The sequence below is a fragment of the Campylobacter sp. RM5004 genome (genome assembly GCF_022369455.1).
In the GTDB taxonomy this organism is placed as follows: Bacteria; Campylobacterota; Campylobacteria; order Campylobacterales; family Campylobacteraceae; genus Campylobacter_E.
Genome location: NZ_CP059599.1, coordinates 951,312 through 971,069 on the forward strand (window position 1 = coordinate 951,312; position 19,758 = coordinate 971,069).

The 19,758-nt window shown below is 28.0% G+C and carries 21 protein-coding genes; 17 read left to right on the top strand and 4 right to left on the bottom strand.

All coding sequences use genetic code 11. The features are described from left to right. Window positions 1-6: 6 nt before the first annotated feature. Genes AVANS_RS04760 through AVANS_RS04780 form a run of 5 tightly spaced genes read left to right on the top strand, consistent with a single transcriptional unit; the run spans window position 7 to window position 4,764 of the window. The gene (locus tag AVANS_RS04760; RefSeq protein ID WP_239818517.1) at window positions 7-768 is read left to right on the top strand and encodes a MetQ/NlpA family ABC transporter substrate-binding protein; all 762 of its coding nucleotides are present in this window, start codon (window positions 7-9) and stop codon (window positions 766-768) included. Between the two features lie 60 nt (window positions 769-828). Next, window positions 829-1,920 carry an ABC transporter substrate-binding protein gene (locus AVANS_RS04765; RefSeq protein WP_239818518.1) on the top strand — a complete coding sequence of 364 codons (1,092 nt, stop codon included), beginning with the start codon at window positions 829-831 and terminating at the stop codon, window positions 1,918-1,920. Next, window positions 1,907-2,953, top strand: a complete 1,047-nt coding sequence (locus AVANS_RS04770) for an iron ABC transporter permease (protein WP_239818519.1) — start codon at window positions 1,907-1,909, stop codon at window positions 2,951-2,953. Before AVANS_RS04765 ends, AVANS_RS04770 begins: the two co-directional genes overlap by 14 nt. Further along, a complete protein-coding gene (locus tag AVANS_RS04775; protein WP_239818520.1) occupies window positions 2,946-3,737 on the top strand; it encodes an ABC transporter ATP-binding protein in 792 nt (263 codons plus the stop codon). Before AVANS_RS04770 ends, AVANS_RS04775 begins: the two co-directional genes overlap by 8 nt. Continuing rightward, window positions 3,709-4,764: a GGDEF domain-containing protein gene (locus tag AVANS_RS04780; protein ID WP_239816749.1), complete on the top strand. Its 1,056-nt coding sequence runs from the start codon at window positions 3,709-3,711 to the stop codon at window positions 4,762-4,764. The genes AVANS_RS04775 and AVANS_RS04780 overlap by 29 nt, the downstream gene beginning before the upstream one ends. Here AVANS_RS04780 and AVANS_RS04785 read toward each other — a convergent pair. After that, a complete protein-coding gene (locus AVANS_RS04785) occupies window positions 4,761-5,738 on the bottom strand; it encodes a histidinol-phosphate transaminase (RefSeq protein WP_239816750.1) in 978 nt (325 codons plus the stop codon). The genes AVANS_RS04780 and AVANS_RS04785 overlap by 4 nt on opposite strands. Then, window positions 5,735-6,829 carry a transcription termination factor NusA gene (gene nusA / locus AVANS_RS04790; protein ID WP_239816751.1) on the bottom strand — a complete coding sequence of 365 codons (1,095 nt, stop codon included), beginning with the start codon at window positions 6,827-6,829 and terminating at the stop codon, window positions 5,735-5,737. Before nusA ends, AVANS_RS04785 begins: the two co-directional genes overlap by 4 nt. A 117-nt stretch (window positions 6,830-6,946) precedes the next feature. Here nusA and AVANS_RS04795 point away from each other — a divergent pair, with 117 nt between their 5' ends. The 6 genes from AVANS_RS04795 to AVANS_RS04820 are packed head-to-tail and all read left to right on the top strand — an operon-like array spanning window position 6,947 to window position 11,077. Next, window positions 6,947-7,177: an HP0268 family nuclease gene (locus AVANS_RS04795; RefSeq protein ID WP_239816752.1), complete on the top strand. Its 231-nt coding sequence runs from the start codon at window positions 6,947-6,949 to the stop codon at window positions 7,175-7,177. Then, entirely contained in the window at window positions 7,174-8,469 is a 1,296-nt protein-coding gene (gene miaB / locus AVANS_RS04800; protein WP_275583439.1) for a tRNA (N6-isopentenyl adenosine(37)-C2)-methylthiotransferase MiaB, read from the top strand. Before AVANS_RS04795 ends, miaB begins: the two co-directional genes overlap by 4 nt. Further along, window positions 8,456-9,091 carry a lysophospholipid acyltransferase family protein gene (locus AVANS_RS04805; RefSeq protein ID WP_239816753.1) on the top strand — a complete coding sequence of 212 codons (636 nt, stop codon included), beginning with the start codon at window positions 8,456-8,458 and terminating at the stop codon, window positions 9,089-9,091. Before miaB ends, AVANS_RS04805 begins: the two co-directional genes overlap by 14 nt. Then, window positions 9,084-10,055 carry a hypothetical protein gene (locus AVANS_RS04810; RefSeq protein WP_239816754.1) on the top strand — a complete coding sequence of 324 codons (972 nt, stop codon included), beginning with the start codon at window positions 9,084-9,086 and terminating at the stop codon, window positions 10,053-10,055. The genes AVANS_RS04805 and AVANS_RS04810 overlap by 8 nt, the downstream gene beginning before the upstream one ends. Continuing rightward, window positions 10,045-10,566 (top strand): hypothetical protein, encoded by a 522-nt coding sequence (locus AVANS_RS04815; RefSeq protein ID WP_239816755.1) that lies wholly within the window; start codon window positions 10,045-10,047, stop codon window positions 10,564-10,566. Before AVANS_RS04810 ends, AVANS_RS04815 begins: the two co-directional genes overlap by 11 nt. Continuing rightward, window positions 10,559-11,077 (top strand): hypothetical protein, encoded by a 519-nt coding sequence (locus AVANS_RS04820; protein ID WP_239816756.1) that lies wholly within the window; start codon window positions 10,559-10,561, stop codon window positions 11,075-11,077. Before AVANS_RS04815 ends, AVANS_RS04820 begins: the two co-directional genes overlap by 8 nt. 22 nt (window positions 11,078-11,099) lie before the next feature. Here the strand turns inward: AVANS_RS04820 and AVANS_RS04825 are convergent, their stop codons facing one another. After that, window positions 11,100-11,732: a superoxide dismutase gene (locus tag AVANS_RS04825; protein ID WP_239816757.1), complete on the bottom strand. Its 633-nt coding sequence runs from the start codon at window positions 11,730-11,732 to the stop codon at window positions 11,100-11,102. A 201-nt stretch (window positions 11,733-11,933) separates the two neighbouring features. Here AVANS_RS04825 and AVANS_RS04830 point away from each other — a divergent pair, with 201 nt between their 5' ends. After that, on the top strand, window positions 11,934-12,647 hold the full coding sequence (locus AVANS_RS04830; RefSeq protein ID WP_239816758.1) for a DUF4198 domain-containing protein: 714 nt from the start codon (window positions 11,934-11,936) through the stop codon (window positions 12,645-12,647). A gap of 60 nt (window positions 12,648-12,707) precedes the next feature. Beyond that, window positions 12,708-13,187, top strand: a complete 480-nt coding sequence (locus tag AVANS_RS04835) for a thioredoxin domain-containing protein (RefSeq protein WP_239816759.1) — start codon at window positions 12,708-12,710, stop codon at window positions 13,185-13,187. Here AVANS_RS04835 and AVANS_RS04840 read toward each other — a convergent pair. Then, window positions 13,173-13,676, bottom strand: a complete 504-nt coding sequence (locus AVANS_RS04840) for a gluconokinase (RefSeq protein ID WP_239816760.1) — start codon at window positions 13,674-13,676, stop codon at window positions 13,173-13,175. The two genes, AVANS_RS04835 and AVANS_RS04840, sit on opposite strands and share 15 nt — an antisense overlap. Before the next feature lie 78 nt (window positions 13,677-13,754). Here AVANS_RS04840 and AVANS_RS04845 point away from each other — a divergent pair, with 78 nt between their 5' ends. From AVANS_RS04845 to AVANS_RS04860, 4 genes are all read left to right on the top strand, one after another. After that, window positions 13,755-15,122, top strand: a complete 1,368-nt coding sequence (locus tag AVANS_RS04845) for a GntP family permease (protein WP_239816761.1) — start codon at window positions 13,755-13,757, stop codon at window positions 15,120-15,122. Between the two features lie 203 nt (window positions 15,123-15,325). Next, window positions 15,326-17,815: a molybdopterin-dependent oxidoreductase gene (locus tag AVANS_RS04850; RefSeq protein WP_239816762.1), complete on the top strand. Its 2,490-nt coding sequence runs from the start codon at window positions 15,326-15,328 to the stop codon at window positions 17,813-17,815. Between the two features lie 49 nt (window positions 17,816-17,864). After that, complete coding sequence (locus AVANS_RS04855) at window positions 17,865-18,410, top strand: hypothetical protein (protein WP_239816763.1); 546 nt, start codon at window positions 17,865-17,867, stop codon at window positions 18,408-18,410. A 163-nt stretch (window positions 18,411-18,573) separates the two neighbouring features. Beyond that, a complete protein-coding gene (locus AVANS_RS04860; protein ID WP_239816764.1) occupies window positions 18,574-19,713 on the top strand; it encodes an MFS transporter in 1,140 nt (379 codons plus the stop codon). Window positions 19,714-19,758 lie beyond the last annotated feature (45 nt).

The window sequence follows — 19,758 nt, forward strand, 5'->3', positions numbered from 1 at the left end:
GAAAAAATGAAAAAATTAGCTTTAAGTTTAGCATTTTGTTTATATGCAAGTGCGCAAGTTTTAAGAGTAGGAATTACTCCTTATCCAAATGCAACTATTTTAGAAAATGTTAAAGATGACTTAAAAGAATTAGGCTATGAATTAAAAATCGTTGAATTTAATGATTATATCTTGCCAAATCTAGCATTAAACGATGGCGAATTAGATGCTAATATGTATCAACATAAGCCTTTTTTAGAAGACTTTAATGAAAGTAAAGGCACTGATTTAGTAGCAGTTGCAAATGTATTTTTGCCTCCAATGGCAGCATATTCAAAAAAGATTAAGGATTTAAAAGAGCTAAAAAATGGCGCTTTAGTTTATATTCCAAATGACCCTACGAATGAAAGTAGGGCTTTAGATATTCTTGAAGCAGCTGGGCTTATTAAGACAAATAAAGAAGTAAAGTTTAGAAGTGTTATTGATATTACTGAAAATCCTTTAAATCTTGATATAAAAGAGCTTGAAGCTGCACAAGTGCCAAGGGTTTTAGATGAATGTGATTTAGCTGTGATTAATACAAATTACGCACTAGCTGCAAAGCTAAATCCTACAAAGGATTCTATTTATTTAGAAGATTTAAATAGCCCTTATGTAAATGTTATTGCGGTTAAAAAAGGCAATGAAAATAATGAAGGAGTAAAAGCTTTAATAAAAGTTATAAAAACTCCAAAAATTAAAAACTTACTTGAAGAGCAATTTAAAGGTGCTATAATCCCTGCATTTTAATTGAATGGAATTTGCAAAAGCAAATTCCTATTTCAAATTCTTTAATTTAAAGGGGATGTATTGAGATTTATTTTACTTATTTTATTTTCTCTTAGCATTTTTGCTAAAGAAATCACTTTTAAAGATGTAGTTGGTAATGAAATTACCTTAAATACTCCAGTTAAAAAAATTGCTTTAGGATTTTATTATACTGATTATTTAGCAGTTGGTGGTGTGAAGGCTTTTGATAAAGTAGTTGGATTTTCAAAAGCTGTTTGGAGTGAATGGAGTCCGATTTCTTGGCAAATGTATTTAAATGCAATGCCTAACTTAGATAAGATAACTGATTTTGGAGAAGCTGAAGCTGGGACTTTATCGGTTGAAAAGATTTTAGCGCTTGAGCCTGATGTTTTAGTGTTAGCAAAATGGCAATACGATACTTTAAAAGATACTCTAAATCCTATAAAAATCGCAAATATTCCTATCATTGTGGTAGATTATCATGAAGGAAAACTTGAAAATCACGAGATTAGCACTAAGATCTTTGGTATTTTATCAGGTGAAGAAAAAAGAGCTTTAGAAATTATGAATGATTATAAAAAGCGTTTAGAATTAATTCAAACAAGAACAAAAGATATCAAAAATAAAGCTAAAGTATATATTGAATACGGAATAAATGGACCTGCTGATAATGGAGTTACATATTCACATTATATGTGGGGAGCATTGATTGATAAGGCAAATGCTAAAAGCGTAGCCGATGGGCTTATTAAGACTTGGGGTGCAATTAATCCTGAAGAAGTATTGTTGCAAGATCCTGAGATTATAATAATTGCAGGTCGTGAAAGTGAGCTTAAGAAAAATAAAACTTCTATGGTAATGGGAAATGAAATTATTTATGAAGAGGCAAATACTAGATTAAGAGGTTTTGCTGCAAGAACTACTTGGCAAGATCTAAATGCAGTTAAAAATAAAAGAATTTTCGGTGGTTATCATAGTATGTTAAGAACTCTAAGCGATATTTTTATGCTTGAATTTATTGCAAAAGCAGCTTATCCTGAATTATTCAGTGATATTAATCCAAGTGATGATTATATAAATTATCATAAAAAATACTTACCTATTATTCCTGATGGAACATTTATGTTAAAGCTTGATGATGAGAAATTTTAACGAAGAAATTCTTACATACAAGCTAATAATTAAAAAGAGATTAAGCTTTTTATTAATCTCTTTTATTTTATGTATATTATTTTTTATCATAGATATTTCCACAGGTCCTGCTCAGCTTGATTTAATTGTAGTTTGTAAAGCTTTATTATCAAAAATATTTGATATTGATATTCAAAAAATCCATGTTAATATTGTTTATAATTTAAGACTACCTATGGCTTTAATGGCTGTTGTAGTTGGTGCTGCACTAGGTCTTGGTGGAGCATTAATGCAAACTATTTTAAACAATCCTTTAGCAAGTCCATATACTTTAGGGCTTAGTGCTGCTGCTGGTTTTGGAGCGTCTTTAATGATTGCTTTTAATGTAAGTATTATTAGCTCGTTTTTTAGCATTCCATTAGGTGCATTTTTGGCAAGCTTGTTAAGTTCAAGTGTATTATTTATGTTTGCTAAAAACAATAATTATAACACCCAAAGCCTTGTGTTGGTCGGAATAGCTTTATTATTCTTATTTCAATCTTTTTTATCTTTAGTTCAGTATTTATCAAGCCCTGAAGTATCACAGCAGATTTTGTTTTGGTTATTTGGTAGTTTATCAAAAGCAACTTACTTAAATATTTTAATAGTATTTGCTGTAACTATATTTGTTTATTTGTTTTTATTAAAGGATAATTGGGCTTTAAGCGTATTTAGATTAGGCGAAAAGAATGCTAAGGTTTTAGGTGTTAATTTGGTTTATCTTAGAATAAAGGTATTATTTTGCGTTTGTTTGGTTAGCTCGGTTGCAATATCTTTTGTAGGGGTTATTGGCTTTATCGGACTTGTTGCACCACATATTGCAAGAATAATAATAGGAGAAGATCAAAGATTTTTCCTACCCGCATCTATGATAATAGGAGCTTTATTTTTAAGTCTTGCTTCAAGTGTATCAAAAATAATAGTTCCGGGAGCATTGTTTCCGATAGGTATAGTAACTTCTTTTATAGGAGTTCCGTTTTTCTTCTTTATAATTCTAAGGAATAAAAATGCTTAAAATAAATAATCTTTATGTAAAAAAGGCAAATAAAGTAATATTAGATAATTTAAACCTAGAATTTGAATTAGGAAAAATATATGCAATTTTGGGAGCAAATGGGGTTGGAAAAAGCACTTTGCTTGATAGCATATTTGAACTAGATAATAAATTTGATATGACCTATAAGGATACTAATTCAAAAGATATTAAGGCTTGGCAAAGCAATATCGGCTATATGCTTCAAAGCTTTCATACTCATACAAATCTTAGTGCTTTAGAAGTAGTTTTATTAGGCGCTTATAATGATTTAGGTTTAAAAATAAGCGATGAGATTTTAGCTAAAGCTACTAAGATTTTAGAGCAGTTTAAGATTTCTCATCTAGCTAATTTAAACATAAAAGAACTTTCGGGCGGACAAAGGCAAATGATTGCTTTTGCACAAGTTTTACTTAAAAATCCAAAGATTTTATTACTTGATGAGCCTGTAAGTGCGCTAGATTTAAAACATCAATGTATTTTATTAGAAGCTTTAAGAAAAATAACTTTAGAAAATAATCTAATAAGCATAGTGGTTTTACATGATTTAAATTTAGCAAGTTTGTTTTGTGATGAAGCAGTGTTTTTACATAATCAAAAAGTATATAAAAAAGGCAAGATTGATGAAATTATAAATCTTGATTTAATTAAAGAAATTTATGAAGTAAAAGCGAGCGTTAATAAAATAGATGATAAAACTTTTATTCAGGTATTAGGCTCATTAAACAAGGAAAAATATGAAAATACATCTACAAAAATTGGTTAATAAAGTTATTAATCTTGAAGATTATGTTTATTTAATAATATTATTGGCAGCATTTTTACATATTTCATTTTTAATTCTTTTTTATTTTATGAATATCAATGAATTGTTTTATTTAAACATAGTTTCAGTTTTAATATATATTACAATTACAATAAATTTTAAAACGAAATATGCTAGAACATATTATATGATAGTTTATTTTGAAGTTTTAATCCATCAGTTAATTGCAATATATTATACCGGAAGTGCTAGCGGATTTGATTTGCTACTTTGTTGTTTGATATTAGTTCAATTTTTATTCTTTAAGAAAAGCACTTGTTTTTTATCTACAATAATGATTATTTGTTTGATTTATGTTAGTTATTTTCAAGCAGATTCTTTATTACTGCATAGCAATAAGCTTTTTACTATTGATATATATAAAAATTCAAATATTATTTTATATCCTATAAATTTAGCGGTTTTGCTTGTATTTTTAATAGTTTATGGGGTTTTAGTAACTGTTATTCCTAGCAAAAGAATTAATGATTTAACAAAAATTGTTTATAAAGACTTTTTAACAGGTCTTAATAATAGAAAATATATTGAAGATGTAGTATTGTCTAAATATAATCAAGAAAATATTTTAGTAGCAATTGCAGATATTGATAATTTTAAGCATATTAACGACACTTACGGACATCAAACCGGTGATATTGTTTTAAAAATGTTAGCGATTGTATTAATTAATAAAAATAAAAAATATGCTAAATATAATGTTGATATTTGCAGATGGGGTGGGGAAGAATTTTTAATTATTGCTGATATTAACGATACTGATATTGCTAATATGTTTTTAAATGAAATAAGAGAAGATATTTTTAGATTAAAAATAAGTGATTTACATGAAACAATAAGCGTTACGATAGGAGCTAGCATATCTAGTTTTAATCCAAAAGAATATAAGCAAATGTTTGAAATAGCTGATAAAAACTTATATGTAGGTAAAAATACAGGTAAAAATAAATGCGTGATTACAAAAGCTTAAACTAAATTCTTAGCTTTTGCTAATCTTAAAGCTTTTGTAAATTCATGTAATTCATTAATATTACCTATGCTAATTCTATTTAATAATGGGAAATTATCTATATTTCTTCCTACTATTATTCCTTGCTCTTTCATATAATTTGCATAATTAATATCTTTGATTTTATGTAATATAAAATTAGCTTGTGATTTATAATAAAATATATCAAGCTCTTTAAAAACTTCTTCTAAATATTTTTTATTTTCATTAATTATATTTCTAGTAGTATTTGCAAAATCTTTTTGTTTTAGTGCATAAATAGCACAATTTAGAGCAATAGAATTAATCGCATCTATACTAAAATAAGGCTTAATAATATTTATAAAATCACTATGCGATATTCCATATCCTATTCTAATTCCTGCTAAAGAATACATTTTAGAAAAAGTTCTAATATGTAAAATATTTGGATTTTTAGCTAATTCTAAACCTTCATAATCATTAGCAAACTCAAAATAAGCTTCATCAAACAACATATAAGTATTATCTTTGCAAATTGAGTTGAAGTATTCTAATTTTTCTTTATTTAAGGTTAAACCTGTTGGATTATTAGGATTTGCAATATATATAACATTAGTTTTATTTGAATCCAAATTTATTTTGCTAATTCCTATTTCAAATTCTTCATAAAATGTATCAATGCTATAACCTATATTTCTTGCATATTCTATTGTAAGCTCAAAAGTTGGAAGTGGAGCTATTAGTTTAATATTTGCATTAGCTTTTTTATAAAGAGCTAAAAGGCTCATATAAATAACATTACTAGAGCCATTACCTAAAACAAAATTATTATTATTTAAATAATAAAAACTTGCTAATTCATCAAGTAATTTATAATTTTTATCAAACGAATACCTATTAAAATCAATTTTACTAATTATGTCTTTTACATCTAAGATATTGCAAGTATTTTCGTTTTTGCTTAAATCAATCATATATTTTTAAATAGATTTTCAAGATTTGCTTTAGCTTCAACTGAGCTTATATGATTTTCTGCTTCAGTGCCAACTTCAATTAATTCAATACTAAGACCTGTTAGCATATTACAAAGTCTAATATTTATACCTTGTTTTCCTATTGCTTTGCTTTTTTGATCGTGATTAATTACAACTTTTGCTACATCATTATCAATTGTAACTGAGTTTATAATAGCAGGAGCTAAAGCACGAGAAACCACAATAGCTTGTTCGTTAGAATATTCTATACAATCTATATTTTCTCCATTTAATTCTTTGCTAATTGCATTAATTCTAACGCCTTTTGTTCCAACACTTGCACCTACTGCATCTATATTTATAGAATTTGCTCTTAATAAAACCTTTGCTCTTTCACCTGGAATTCTAGCGCTATTTATAATTTCAATAGCTCCATCTTTAATCTCAGGCACTTCAAGGGTTAAAAGTGCATTTAAAAATTTTGGAGATGTTCTTGAAATTTCTACTTTAAGACCTAATTTTTTATCAACGCTAACTTTTTTAATAACAGCTTTTAAAACATCGCCTACTTTAAATTTTTCACCTTTTATACGATTTTTTCTAGGTAAAACTGCTCTAATTTCATCAAATTCTATGAAAGTATTTTCTTCATGATCAATAAATACAACCGTTCCAAAGATTAGTTTATCAATCATACTTTGATATTTTTCAAATAATTTTTCTTCAACAAGTCTTTGAACATTATATTCAAGCTCTTTATAAAGCCAATTGATTGCAGTTCTATCAAGGTTAGCAAAAGATATTTCATATTTTAGAGTATCTCCGATTTCTACTTCGCTTGATTCTAGTTTTGCTTTGCTTAAACTTATATATTTACTATCATCATTTGCTAATTCATCTTTATCAGCAACTACTAAAAGATTTTGATAAACACAAAGTGTTTTTTTAACATCTACGCTAAATTCTTTATCATCACCAAAAATTCTTTTTGCAGTGTTAGTTATAGCCTTTACAACTTTGTCGCTAACTTCTTCTATTGGCAATGATTTTTCATTCGCTATTGATTCTATTATATCTACTATTCTTTCCAAGATTTTACCTTTAATTGAAGTTTGAAGATTATTATAATACAAAAAATAACTTTTAATAAGTTTAATGAAAGAACTTTTTGTTATGATTTATTTTTTTAATTTAAAAAAGGATATGAAATGAAATTTAAATTAGCAAAACAAACTTTAAATTCAAAACCAAAAGAAATTAGTGTTGAAGAAGTTATTAAAACACTTGAAGAAAAAAAGGTAATATTTTTAGATCATTCAAATTCAAGCGAAGATATTACTAAATTAGTAGAAAAATTAAATAATTATAAAGTTTATGTAAATACTGTTAAATATGGTCTTGTAGAAGATGAATTTATTTACGAGGTACATATACTTTGAGTAAAAAATTATATATAGAAACTCTTGGCTGTGCAATGAACGTTCGTGATAGCGAGCGTATGATTGCAGAGCTTACTACTAAAGAAGGTTATGAAGTTACTACGAATAAAGCTGAAGCTGATTTAATTTTAATAAACACTTGCAGTGTTCGTGAAAAGCCGGTTCATAAATTATTTAGCGAAGTAGGGGGCTTTTTAAAAGAGAAAAAAGAAGGTGCAAAAATAGGCGTTTGTGGTTGCACGGCTTCGCATTTAGGTAGCGAAATATTTAAGCGTGCTCCACAAGTTGATTTTGTATTAGGTGCAAGAAATATTAGTCGTATAACAGAAGCTATTAAAACTCCTAAATTTATAAGTAATGATATAAATTATGATGAGAGCGATTATGCTTTTGCTGATTTTAGAAATAGTATTTATAAAAGCTATGTAAATATTATGATAGGTTGTGATAAGCATTGTGCTTATTGTATAGTTCCACATACTAGAGGAGATGAGCTTAGTATTCCTAAAAATATTATTTTAAATGAAGTAAAAAAAGCAGTAGATAATGGTGCTAAAGAAGTATTTTTGCTAGGTCAAAATGTAAATAATTATGGTAAAAGATTTTCAAGCAATCATTCTAAAATGGATTTTTCAGACCTTTTAAATGAGATTAGCGAAGTTAGTGGTTTAGAAAGAATTAGATTTACTAGCCCACATCCATTGCATATGGATGATAAATTTTTAGATACTTTTGCAAATAATCCTAAAGTGTGTAAAAGTATGCATATGCCGCTTCAAAGTGGAAGCACAACAATACTTAAAGCAATGAAGCGTGGATATACTAGAGAATGGTTTTTAAATAGAGCATTAAGATTAAGAGAATTAGTTCCAAATGCTAGTATTTCAACAGATATTATCGTAGCATTTCCAGGTGAGAGTGATGAAGATTTTGAACTTACACTTGATATGATGAGACAGGTTAGGTTTGAGCAAATATTTTCTTTTAAATATTCAAAAAGACCATTAACACCAGCTGCAACTATGCCAAATCAAGTGCCAGTTGATATTGCAAGTGCAAGGCTTACTAGATTACAAAGTTTATATAATGAAATTTTAGATGAGATTAGTGCTGCTCAACTTAATAAAACTTATAAAGTTTATTTTGAAGAATTAAGAGAAAATCAAACAATAGCAGGAAGAAGCGATAATAATTTCTTAGTAGTTGTAAATGGTAGTGAAGAATTGTTAGGAAAAATGGTCGATGTAAAAATCACCAAAACTTCTAGGACAACCCTTTATGGCGAAATTTAAAATTAAGCTTTTGGCTTTTTTTGTATATTTAGTTTTAAATTTAATTTATTTTACTTGTAAGAAAAAATTTTATGGTGAAAAAACCTTGCCAAAAGAGCCTTGTGTAGTGCTTTTTTGGCATGGAAAACTTACTATGATGGCATTTATCTTTGCTTATATTAAAAAAAATGGCTATACAAAAACTCCTTATGTATTAATTAGCAAACATAAAGATGGAGAGCTAATTTCTAGTGTTATGGAGTTTTTTGGCATTAAATCCGTTCGTGGAAGCACTTATGATTCAGCCTTAGAAGCCTTAAGGCAAATTAAAATCTTATTAAAAGAAGGTCATGATGTATTTATAACCCCAGATGGCCCTAGAGGACCTTATCATAGTATTTCGGTAGGCTCTTATAAAATAGCTAGCAAATATAACATTCCTACCATTATTTTTGATAATGCTGCAAGTAGGGTTTATAGAGCTAAGAGTTGGGATAAAATGATATTAGCAAAGCCATTTTCAACCATAGCTTATATTATTTCAAAACCTATTAATTTAAGCGTTGAAAATCCTGAAGATGAATTAAGTAAAAATTTTGCTATATTAGAAGAAAAATTACAGCAAGAAGGATATTATGTTTAGCATTAGAAAATATCTATCAAGTGTATTTATAAATGTAGTTTTAAAAGATAAAGCCTTTGTGATTGAATCGTATTCGGTTAAGAAGGAAAAAATCATAAAAACTCAGCAAAGAACTTTCAGTGATGAAGAAAAGCAAAAAGCATTAAAACATATAAAAGATTTAATTGATAATCATTATTTTACTTATGTGTCTTTATTATTTACTAGTATTGGACAAGGAATGATTCCTACTATAAATAAAAATGAACTACAAAGATACGGAGTAGATGATAGTGCTATAACTTTAAAAACTTTTGATAATTCATTTTTATATGCTTCAAAAGTTGAGCTTGAAAATTCAAATGTAATTATTGATAATTTACATGTTGATTTAATATTTTCTCCATTTGTAATATTGAGTAAATTGATAAAAGATAAAAGAGCCGATGGTTTTGTTTATGAAGGAATAAATTTATTTGTTTTAAAATACAATGAATTTATAACTTTAATGATTTATGAAAATAATAAGTTTAAGTTTGGAAGTTATTTTGAACTTAAGATAAATAAAGAAAATGAAGAAGAAGAAAATATTGAGCTAGAAGAAGAATTAGAAATAGAAAATGATGATGATGCTTTAGAAGAGCTTGATTTTGATGAGCTTGATAATATAAAGCTTGATGATGATTTTAATTTAGATGAGAATTTGAATACGGAAGTTAATGATGAAAGTTTAAATACTTTTAGTCTTGATATGCAGATATTTGAATACATAAATAGCGCTATTAAAGAGTTTTATGACAATGAAGTTTATGAGAGCGATTTTATAAATAATATTATTATGTTTGAGCATGAGAAAAGCTCAAAAGCTATGCATTCATATATAGAAAGTGAATTATTGTTAAAACCTATTGTTTATAAGATAGATGTATTTAAAGAAATGCTTAAATTAAGTTGCTTAGATTTAGGAGTGAAAATTGACTTATAGTTTTAAAAAAGCCGAATTAAAACCTATATTAAATAAATTTAACAAATTATGTTTTTATTTTTTAATATTCATAATTGTTGTTATTTTATTTTTTGCTGTTTATATAAAAATAAAGCAAGGCTTAGCATATAATGAAGCTGAAGAAGCTAGAATTAATAGTGAAAAAACAATAGAATTAATGCTAAAGCATAAAAATGAACTAGCTTTAAATAAAGAATATATAGCTTTAGTTGATGATATAAGTGCTTCAAATATTAATCTTAAAAAAAGTATAAAAAATCTATTTGATTTAGTTCCTGATAGCATTGTTTTAAATGAAGTTTTGATGGAGCAAAAAAGTTTATTAATTAAGGGAATTACACCTACTAAAGAAATTTATAATAATCTTTTGCAAACTCCATTACAAAGTATTTTTGAAACTACAAAAACAAATTTTATTCAACTAAAATCAGGTTGGTATAATTTTGTAAGCATAAATACTATTGAAAATTCAGAGGGTTTTAATGAATAAAGATAATAGCACAAATAAAATTGATATAGTAAAATTATTATTATGGCTTAGTGTATTTTTAATAGCTATTTTTAGCCTTAGTGCTTTATTAATAATTCCTAGTGTAAATAAATTAAAAATCGCAAATGAAGTTCTAAGCTCTTCTAATTCTAAACTAAGCCAAAATAAGGGCAAATTAGATAATATAGATAGACAATTAAATGAATATTTAGCAGAAAATAAAACTAATTTAGACAAAATTCATAATGATTTTGATATTGAGAAATTTAAAAATCATTGCAAAACTTTCTTTGATGATGTAAAGCTTGATAAAAATGTAGATTTTAATGAAGAATATGTAAGTTATCAATTATTTGTAAGCACAAAGATTACAAGTCCAGCGATTTTTTATAATTTCATAGATTCATTAGAAAACTATCCTAATATTTTAAGAGTTCATTTTCCTATAATTTTAAAATCTGAAAAAGATTTGATAAAAGCTCAATTTAATTTACAAGTTTATAAAAGATAAGCCCAAATAAATGGGCTTAATATTATTTATGAAGTTCGTTAGCGTAGAATTTAACTGAATTAAAACCTTCTTTTAAAGCCCATTCATAAGCTTTGCTTACGAAATCCCAGTTAATATGCTTATAAAACTCTTCTAAATAAGCTGCTCTTGCGTTTCTGTGGTCAATATAATAAGCGTGCTCCCAAACATCAACTACTAACAATGGAACTTTATTTTCTGTAATAGGAGTTTGAGCATTGCTAGTTTTAACTAATTCTAATTTTTTAGTATCAAGATTTAGCACAAGCCAAAACCAACCACTACCAAATAAAGCAGTAGCACCTTTAACAAACTCATCTTTAAAATTACTACAGGTATTAAAGTTTTCTTCAATAGCTTTTTGTAATTCTTCGCTCATTTTGCTTTCTACTGGGCTAATGCAATCAAAATAAAAATCATGATTATATACTTGAGCAGCATTGTTAAAAATACCATCTTTAGAACTTAGAATAATTTCAACTAAATCTTTTTTCTCATAATCAGTTCCTGCGATTAGATTATTTAGATTATTTACATAAGTTTGATGGTGTTTGCCATAGTGAAAATTAAAAGTTTCTTCACTCAAAAATCCAGAAAATGCATTTGTTGCATAATTTAATGTTCTTAGTTTAAACATTTCTATCTCCTTAAATTAATTTGCATAGATAATATAACATAAAAAGATAATATTTATCCTATTTTATTTTCAAATTCCTATTTCAAATTCTTTTACTTTTTTATATTTAATAGTAAATATTAAAATTACAATCATTTTAAGCTAAAATTTATTTAGAATTTCTATAATAATCACTATCAAATTAAAATTAAAGGATACACTATGAAATTAAGTAAAATCGCATTCGCAAGTTTATTTGTTGCAAGCACAGCATTTGCTCATCAATTTTTTCCTATGAAAACAGATAATGGCTATAAAGTAGGCTTTTGGGCTGATGATCACTGGGGTCAATATCAAAGCGATAGAGTATTTGGAATTAGTGCTTATGATGCAAATGGCAAGAGATTAAAAGCTGGATATGATTATTTAAATAATAAGATTTTTATAGAAGGAAATCCATCAGTTGCTACTATGAATTATGATTTTGGTTATTATACTTTTACAAAAGATGGCAAGCATTATGCTTTTGCTAGAAATGAAATCACAGATATTACTGGAGCAAACGAAGTAACCCAAACTAGAAAAATTTATAAACTAGGTAAAAGTATTTATGAATGGAATGAAGCTTCTAGTAAAGCTCTTGGCTTAAAATTTGAAATTGTTCCTTTAGAAAATCCACTAGTAAAAAAGGTTGGAGATAAACTAAAAGTTTTAGTTTTACTTGATGGCAAACCTGTTAGTGGTGTAGAATTTGAAGATCAAAATGATGATATTGATGGTGTAGTAACTGATAAAAATGGTCAAGCTACATTAACTCTTACAAAACCACAAGATGGACTTCAAATAATTGCAGCAGGAATTAAAATACCATATAACCTTGATAGATACGGCGATACATTACAACTTACTGCAACTCTTAGCTTTAAATCTAAGTAATTTATAAAGTTAGTTAAACCTTTTGCCTTAAAATAGATTAAAAATATTTTAAGGCAAGGAATGAAACTAAAAATTTTATTAATTATTTTAATACTTTCATCTCTTTTATTTGTATATAAGGATATTATAAATAATCATAAAGAAGTTAATACTTTTGAACTATCTTATATAGATTTAGATATGATTAAGGACTTAAAGGCTTATACTTTAGTTAATTTTTGTAGCAGTAATAATTCTATATGCAATAAATTTCAACCTACTTTAAAAATTTTATTTAATGAATTAAGTGGGAATGATATTAAAATTTTTAATATTAATATCTTTGAAAATACAGAATTATTGAATAATTTTCCTATTAATTTAATACCTATTCAATTCTTTTTTACAAAAGATGGTAAAAGCTACAAGCCTAGCGAGGCTTTAGGTTTAGATTTTCAAAATACTATTATGAATGAGAAGGAATTTTACTATCACATAGGCGTTTTAAGCAAAGAAGAGATAATAAAAATCCTTAATGAAATGCAATTAAATCAACTCTAATTGATTTAATGCATTTTCTACAATATCACCTATCGGAGCATCTATACTTATATTTATAACAAGCTCTTCATCTTTAGGAAATTCTAGCGTTGCAAATTGTGAATCAATCATATTTTCTTTCATATAATGACCACTTCTTTTACTCATTCTTTGCATGATTAAATCTTTATCACCATATAAATGTATAAAAATGATTTTGCCTGATTTTCTTATTTCATCTCTATACTTTTTCTTAAGAGCTGAGCATGCAATAACACATGAGCGTTCTCTTCTTGAAATTGAGAAAAACACATCAGAAATTCTTTCAAGCCAAGGCTTTCTATCTTCATCATTTAAAGGTGTTCCGCTTTGCATTTTTTCTATATTTGCTCTTGGGTGTAAATCATCTCCATCTATAAAACTAGCTCCTAAATTATTAGCAAGCATAGCTCCTACCGTGCTTTTACCGCAGCCACAAACACCCATTACTACAATGTTATAATGTTTCATTTTAATCCTTTGTTAAAAATCTTGCTATTTTTAACTTATTTTTCTTAATATTACATAAATTTCTAAAAAGGAGAAGTTATGGAGCTTAGTGCCTCTTATTTATTATGTGTCGCTGCTATTGCAGTTGTTTTATTATTATTTATGATTATGAAGCTTAAAATTCATGCTTTTATATCATTAATAATCGTAAGTTTTTTAACTGCTCTTGCAGCTAATACTCCACTAGATAAGATTTTAGGAGTAATGTTAGGTGGTTTTGGTTCAACTTTAGCAAGTGTTGCTTTATTAGTTGGTGTTGGTGCAATGATAGGCAAAATATTAGAAGTATCAGGTGGAGCTCAAGTTTTAGCAGATACTTTGATTGAATATTTTGGCATAAATAAAGCTCCTTTTGCTTTAGGTTTAGCGTCATTAATATTTGCATTTCCTATATTTTTTGATGCTGGTCTTATTGTAATGCTACCTGTTATTTTAAGTGTTGCTCATAAGCTAAAAGGCTCAATTTTAACCTATGCACTTCCTTCTGTTGGTGCGTTTTCTGTAATGCACGTATTTTTACCACCACACCCTGGACCTGTTGCTGCGGCTGCAACTATTGATGCGAATATTGGTTGGGTATTAATATTAGGTCTTGTAATAGGTTTGCCTACATGGTATTTTAGTTCTTATTTATTTGGACTTTATTCAGGTAAGAAAATGTATTTTAAAGCACCTGACTTATTTGAAGATGAAAAAATTGAAATTAAGAAAAAGCCTAAGTTCTTAACCGTTTTAATGATTTTATTAACTCCTGTTGTTTTAATTTTCATTAGTGCAATAATCTCATCTATGCAAAAACTTGAAGTGCTTTCAAAAAGCAGCGTTTTATTTAATTCTTTAAATCTTTTAGGACAAACTCCTATTGCTTTAATGATTACATTAATAATTTGTATTATTACATTTTATAATACTTTAGGTGCAAAAAATATTGAAAAATACTGCGAAAAATCACTTCCTGCAATTTGCTCTGTTGTTTTAGTTACAGGAGCAGGTGGAATGTTTGGTGGGGTTTTAAGAGCTAGCGGTATAGGCGATGCTTTAGCTGGAACTTTAGCTAATTTAGGTGTTCCGGTAATTTTAGCAGGATTTATAATAGCTGCTGCAATTAGAATAGCTCAAGGCTCAGCAACCGTTGCACTAACAACTGCAGCAGGTTTAATGGCACCTGTAATTGCTTCTTATACAGGCTTAGAAGAATTTGATAAAGTTGCAATTGTTTTAGCTATTGCTTGCGGTAGTGTAGTTTGCTCTCACTTTAATGATTCAGGTTTTTGGCTTGTTAAAGGATTGTTTGGACTTGACGAAAAAACAACTCTTAAAACATGGACAATGCTAGAAACTTTAATCGGAGTTATAGGTTTTATCTTTATTCTAATTATTCTAGCTATTTATAAATTTATTTTCTAATTTCAAATTCCTATTTCAAATTCTTTTTGAAATAGGGATATTTTATTCTTTTTTATATTATTTCTTAAAATTTTCTTATGGGGGGGAGTAAGCCCTGTAAAATAGATAAATTTTAATTATTCTATTAATTAAATTTAAGCAAAATTATTTATAATATCTATTAACTTAAAAAATTAAGTTTTAATTAAATTTAAGGAGAAAATATGGAAAAGTTATCTCGTAGAAGCTTTTTAAAAGGTGCAGCAGGAGTAGCCGCAAGCGCTTCAAGCCTTGGTGCTGTTGATTTTGTTGGTTTTGATGCAATGCCAAAAACAGATAAAAGTTTAATAAGTGCTTCACACTTCGGAGCTTATCATCCAGTTATTAGAAGTGAAAAAGCAGAAGGTTTTGAGGCTTTTAAAGGTGATGTTAAACCTACAAGCTTAATGAATGGGGTAATTCATAGAGTATATGCTCAAGATAGAATAAAAAATCCAAGTGTTAGAAAAAGTGTTTTAGAAAAAGGCTTCGCAAAAGCTCCTAAAAACTTAAGAGGTAAAGAAGAATTTGTAGAGATTAGCTGGGAAAAAGCTTACGAATTAGTAGCTAATGAATTAAAAAGAGTTTATAAAGAATACGGAAGTAATGCAATATATGGCGGCTCTTACGGATGGTTTTGTGTAGGTAGTGTAAATAACCCACAAAGCTTACTTGGAAGAATGCTAAATATCGCAGGAGGTTGCACTACTAGAACTCTTACTTATTCAACCCACTGCATTCGTGCAATTACTCCTTATATTAGTGGGGTTGATGAATCAAGTGCTAAACAAACTTCATGGGATAATGTTTTAGAACATTCAAAAGTTATTGTTTTATGGTCTAACGATATGATTAATACTAATCAAATTGCTTGGGGTGTTCCATTACATGAATCATACGAATATTTAGAAAAATTACAAGCTTTAGTAAAAGCAAATAAAATTAAAGTTATAAATATTGACCCAGTTTATAATGATACAGCTAGATACCTTGGGGCTGAGCAAGTATTTATAAATCCTACAACTGACGTTGCAATGGTTGAAGCAATGTGCTATCACTTAATTAAAAATAATCTTCATGATGAAAAATTCCTTAAAAAATACACAGTAGGATTTGCAAAATTAAAAGAAAGATTATTTGATGAAAAAAACCCTAAAACTCCTGAATTAGCAGAAAAAATCACAGGAGTAAGTGCTGCTAAGATTAAAGAATTAGCTGAATTAATGGCAAAAAATAGAACAATGATTATGGCTGGTTGGGGTTTCCAAAGAGCTCATCACGGAGAGCAAACTCATTGGGCTATGATTACTCTAGCATCAGTTTTAGGACAAATTGGACTTGATGGTGGTGGATATGGCTTTAGCTATCATTATTCAGATGGTGGGGTTCCAACTCCAGGTGCAGTTACAGGAAATGCAAATAGTGGAAATATTGAAGACAAGGCGAATAATTTTAGTGGTTTCCCTGGACTTGCAGGAATTAGCACAAAGACTTCAGTAAAAGGTGAGTGGAGTGATAGAGAAAACGAAGTAATTCCTGTTTCAAGAATTGTAGATATGCTTGAAAATCCTAATAAAGAATATATATTTGATGGAAAAGTAAAAACATTCCCATTAATTAAATCAATTTATTGGGCGGGCGGAAATCCTATGCATCATCACCAAGATAGAAACAGACAGCTTAAAGCATTTGCTAAGGTTGATAGCTTTATCGTTCAAGATTGTTTTTGGACTGCTAGTGCAAGACATGCTGATTTAGTTTTACCTGCTACAACTGAAATTGAAAGAAACGATATTACAAAAGCACACACAAATAAATATATTTTCGCAATGAAAGAGTGTGTAAAACCTATGTATAATTCAAAAAATGATTATGATATTTTCTGCGGAATTATTAAGCATTTTGGCGAAGAAAAATATCAAGCATTTACAGAAGGTAGGAGCGCTGATGAATGGATTAAGTATTTTTACGAGCAATCAAGAACCAAAGCAGCTGCAAGTGGCTTAAATATGCCAAGTTTTGAAGAATTTTGGAAAGTTGGCTATGTAGAATTTAAAGCTCCTGAAGAAGCAAAAAATTTCGTAAAAATGAAAGATTTTAGAGATGACCCTATTACAAATCGTTTAGGAACTCCAAGTGGTAAGATCGAGATATTCTCTAAAAAAATAGAAAAATATAATTTAGATGATTGTCAAGGTTTAGTTCAATTCTATGAACCAGCAGAGTATTTAGGCAATGCTAAAAAATATAAATTAAATATGGTTACACCACATCCAAAATATCGCTTACACTCACAACTTAACAATACAATAGTAAGAGATTTTGAAGAAGTTGATGGTAAAGAAGCTTTATGGATGAATCCAGTTGATGCAAAAGCTCGTGGTATTAAAAATGGCGATATTGTTAGAATTTATAATGATAGGGGCGAGATTTTAGGTGGTGTTTTAGTAACTCCTTATGTTAAACCTGGTGTAATTAGAATGCAAGAAGGCTCATGGTATAACCCTGATAAAAAAGGCTTATGCTTACACGGAGATGTGAATGTGCTTATAGCTGATATTCCTAGCTCTAAGCTTGCATGCGGTAACCAAGCTACTGCTTTAGTAGAAGTTGAAAAATATACTAAAGATATACCAGCATTAGATTTATTTAGACAACCAAAATTTAAAGCATAATTTAAACTCACTGCTTTTTAGCAGTGAGTAATTTTTATAAAGGAAATGAATGAAAAAATTAATAATTATGAGTTTAGTTGCAAGCTCGCTTTTAGCAAATACTTATGTAATGCAAAACTCATCAATAAGTCAAAAAAATAAAGAAATAGGAACAATAATCATCGGAACAAAAGTTGATATTGTTAAAAAAGATAATAAAAATAGTGAAATAAAGCTTAAAGGCTATCGTCCTAAAGGTGGAAAAATTATTTATGATACCTTAGGAGTTTTATCATCTAGCGTAAATCTTAATGATGCAAAAGTTGCTAAGGTTTTAGGAGTAGAAACTGACGAATACGAAAACGAGTGGGAAGTAGTAGAATTAATTGCAAGTATTGATAATGCTAATTTAGGTGAAAAAGATGTGATAAATGAAGGTAAAGAGCTTTTTGAAGAACGCTGTGGCACCTGCCATGCCCTGCATCCTTATGATGAATTTAGCAAAAACGTATGGCCAAGCACAATAAAATCAATGCAAGATAATGCAAGTTTAGATGAAAATGAATATTATCAAATGGTAAAATACTTACAAAGAGTTGCTCCTGGCGATGAATAAAAATTAAGGAATTTGAAATAGGAATTAGTTTGAAAACTAAATTCCGAATTCAAATTCTTTTTGATTTTTTATAAAAAATACACAAAATAAAAAGAATTTAAAATAGGAAATATAAATTACAAAGAGCTATTATAATTAAGCTATGCAAAGTAATTTTAAGTTTATGTTAATTATCGTATCTTTAGGCTCATTTTTAAGCACTTTAGCAATGAATCAAATCCTACCTTTGTTACCTTTTATAATGCAAGAATACGGAGTTAGCAAAGACAAAATTAGTCTTTATAGTGGCTTAGCCTACGCAGGTAGCACACTTATGATGGCACTATTTGCACCTATTTGGGGAATATTAGCTGATAAATATGGTCGCAAAAAAATGCTACTTCGTGCAAGTCTTGGAATGGGATTATGTTTATTAGTTAGTGTATTTTTAAAAACAGCAGAATCATTTATAATCTTAAGATTTATAATGGGCTTTTTCTCAGGCTTTAATTCAGCTTGCATAGCCTTAATAGCAGTTAGTGCTCCTAAAGATGAAGTTAATTATTCTTTAGCAAAACTAAGCTCATCTCAAATTACAGGCTCACTGCTTGGACCTTTGTTTGGTGGGGTTTTAATGCACTTTTTTGATTTTAGAGTGCAGTTTGCAATATCTGGATTTTTATTAATTAGCATATTTTTACTTATATTATTTTTTGTAAAAGAAGAATTTAGCCCTATTAAAAAAGAAGAAAAAATAAGCCTTGATCGTAATTTATATTTTTTCGTAATTATTTTATGTATAGCTTCATTTTTGGTTCAATATTCTCAAACTTTCATAGGTCCAATAATCGGACTTTTTGTATCAAATTTGGTTGAAAATAAAGAACTTGCAACTGGATTTTGCTTTAGCCTTGCAGGAATTGCAAGTGCAATATTTGCTCCAAGGCTTTCAAAATTAGCAAAAATCTATGGAGAAATCAATCTTATTTTAATAAGTGTTTTTTGCTTATTAATTTGCTTAATTTTACATTATTTTACTTGTAATAATTATATTTTATTTTGTATTACTCGCTTTATTACAGGCATTAGTTTTTGCTCAATTATGCCTAGTATCTATTCACTAATTCGCAAAAATATCCCAAAGCAAATTAATTCAAGAATATTTGGAATTAATCAAAGTTTTTTTGGAATAGGAGCTTTTTTAGGGAGCTTAAGCGGTGGATATTTTTATAATATTTATGAAGCAAAAGTCTTTTTTATCTGCTCGGCTTTTATGTTTGCATGCTTACTTTTAATATATTTTTACAAAAAAACTAAAAGCTAATTCCTAATTCAAATTCTTACCAAATAATTATTTAATAATGCTAAA

Excerpts from the sequence above, each read along its gene's own strand:
- AVANS_RS04785 (WP_239816750.1), bottom strand. The coding sequence starts at position 5,738 with ATGATTGATTTAAGCAAAAACGAAAATACTTGCAATATCTTAGATGTA.
- AVANS_RS04780 (WP_239816749.1), top strand. The coding sequence starts at position 3,709 with ATGAAAATACATCTACAAAAATTGGTTAATAAAGTTATTAATCTTGAA.
- AVANS_RS04805 (WP_239816753.1), top strand. The coding sequence starts at position 8,456 with ATGGCGAAATTTAAAATTAAGCTTTTGGCTTTTTTTGTATATTTAGTT.
- AVANS_RS04845 (WP_239816761.1), top strand. The coding sequence starts at position 13,755 with ATGGAGCTTAGTGCCTCTTATTTATTATGTGTCGCTGCTATTGCAGTT.
- AVANS_RS04795 (WP_239816752.1), top strand. The coding sequence starts at position 6,947 with ATGAAATTTAAATTAGCAAAACAAACTTTAAATTCAAAACCAAAAGAA.
- AVANS_RS04860 (WP_239816764.1), top strand. The coding sequence starts at position 18,574 with ATGTTAATTATCGTATCTTTAGGCTCATTTTTAAGCACTTTAGCAATG.
- AVANS_RS04810 (WP_239816754.1), top strand. The coding sequence starts at position 9,084 with ATGTTTAGCATTAGAAAATATCTATCAAGTGTATTTATAAATGTAGTT.
- AVANS_RS04770 (WP_239818519.1), top strand. The coding sequence starts at position 1,907 with ATGAGAAATTTTAACGAAGAAATTCTTACATACAAGCTAATAATTAAA.
- AVANS_RS04830 (WP_239816758.1), top strand. The coding sequence starts at position 11,934 with ATGAAATTAAGTAAAATCGCATTCGCAAGTTTATTTGTTGCAAGCACA.
- AVANS_RS04855 (WP_239816763.1), top strand. The coding sequence starts at position 17,865 with ATGAAAAAATTAATAATTATGAGTTTAGTTGCAAGCTCGCTTTTAGCA.
- AVANS_RS04820 (WP_239816756.1), top strand. The coding sequence starts at position 10,559 with ATGAATAAAGATAATAGCACAAATAAAATTGATATAGTAAAATTATTA.
- AVANS_RS04775 (WP_239818520.1), top strand. The coding sequence starts at position 2,946 with ATGCTTAAAATAAATAATCTTTATGTAAAAAAGGCAAATAAAGTAATA.
- AVANS_RS04835 (WP_239816759.1), top strand. The coding sequence starts at position 12,708 with ATGAAACTAAAAATTTTATTAATTATTTTAATACTTTCATCTCTTTTA.
- AVANS_RS04825 (WP_239816757.1), bottom strand. The coding sequence starts at position 11,732 with ATGTTTAAACTAAGAACATTAAATTATGCAACAAATGCATTTTCTGGA.
- AVANS_RS04840 (WP_239816760.1), bottom strand. The coding sequence starts at position 13,676 with ATGAAACATTATAACATTGTAGTAATGGGTGTTTGTGGCTGCGGTAAA.
- AVANS_RS04850 (WP_239816762.1), top strand. The coding sequence starts at position 15,326 with ATGGAAAAGTTATCTCGTAGAAGCTTTTTAAAAGGTGCAGCAGGAGTA.
- AVANS_RS04760 (WP_239818517.1), top strand. The coding sequence starts at position 7 with ATGAAAAAATTAGCTTTAAGTTTAGCATTTTGTTTATATGCAAGTGCG.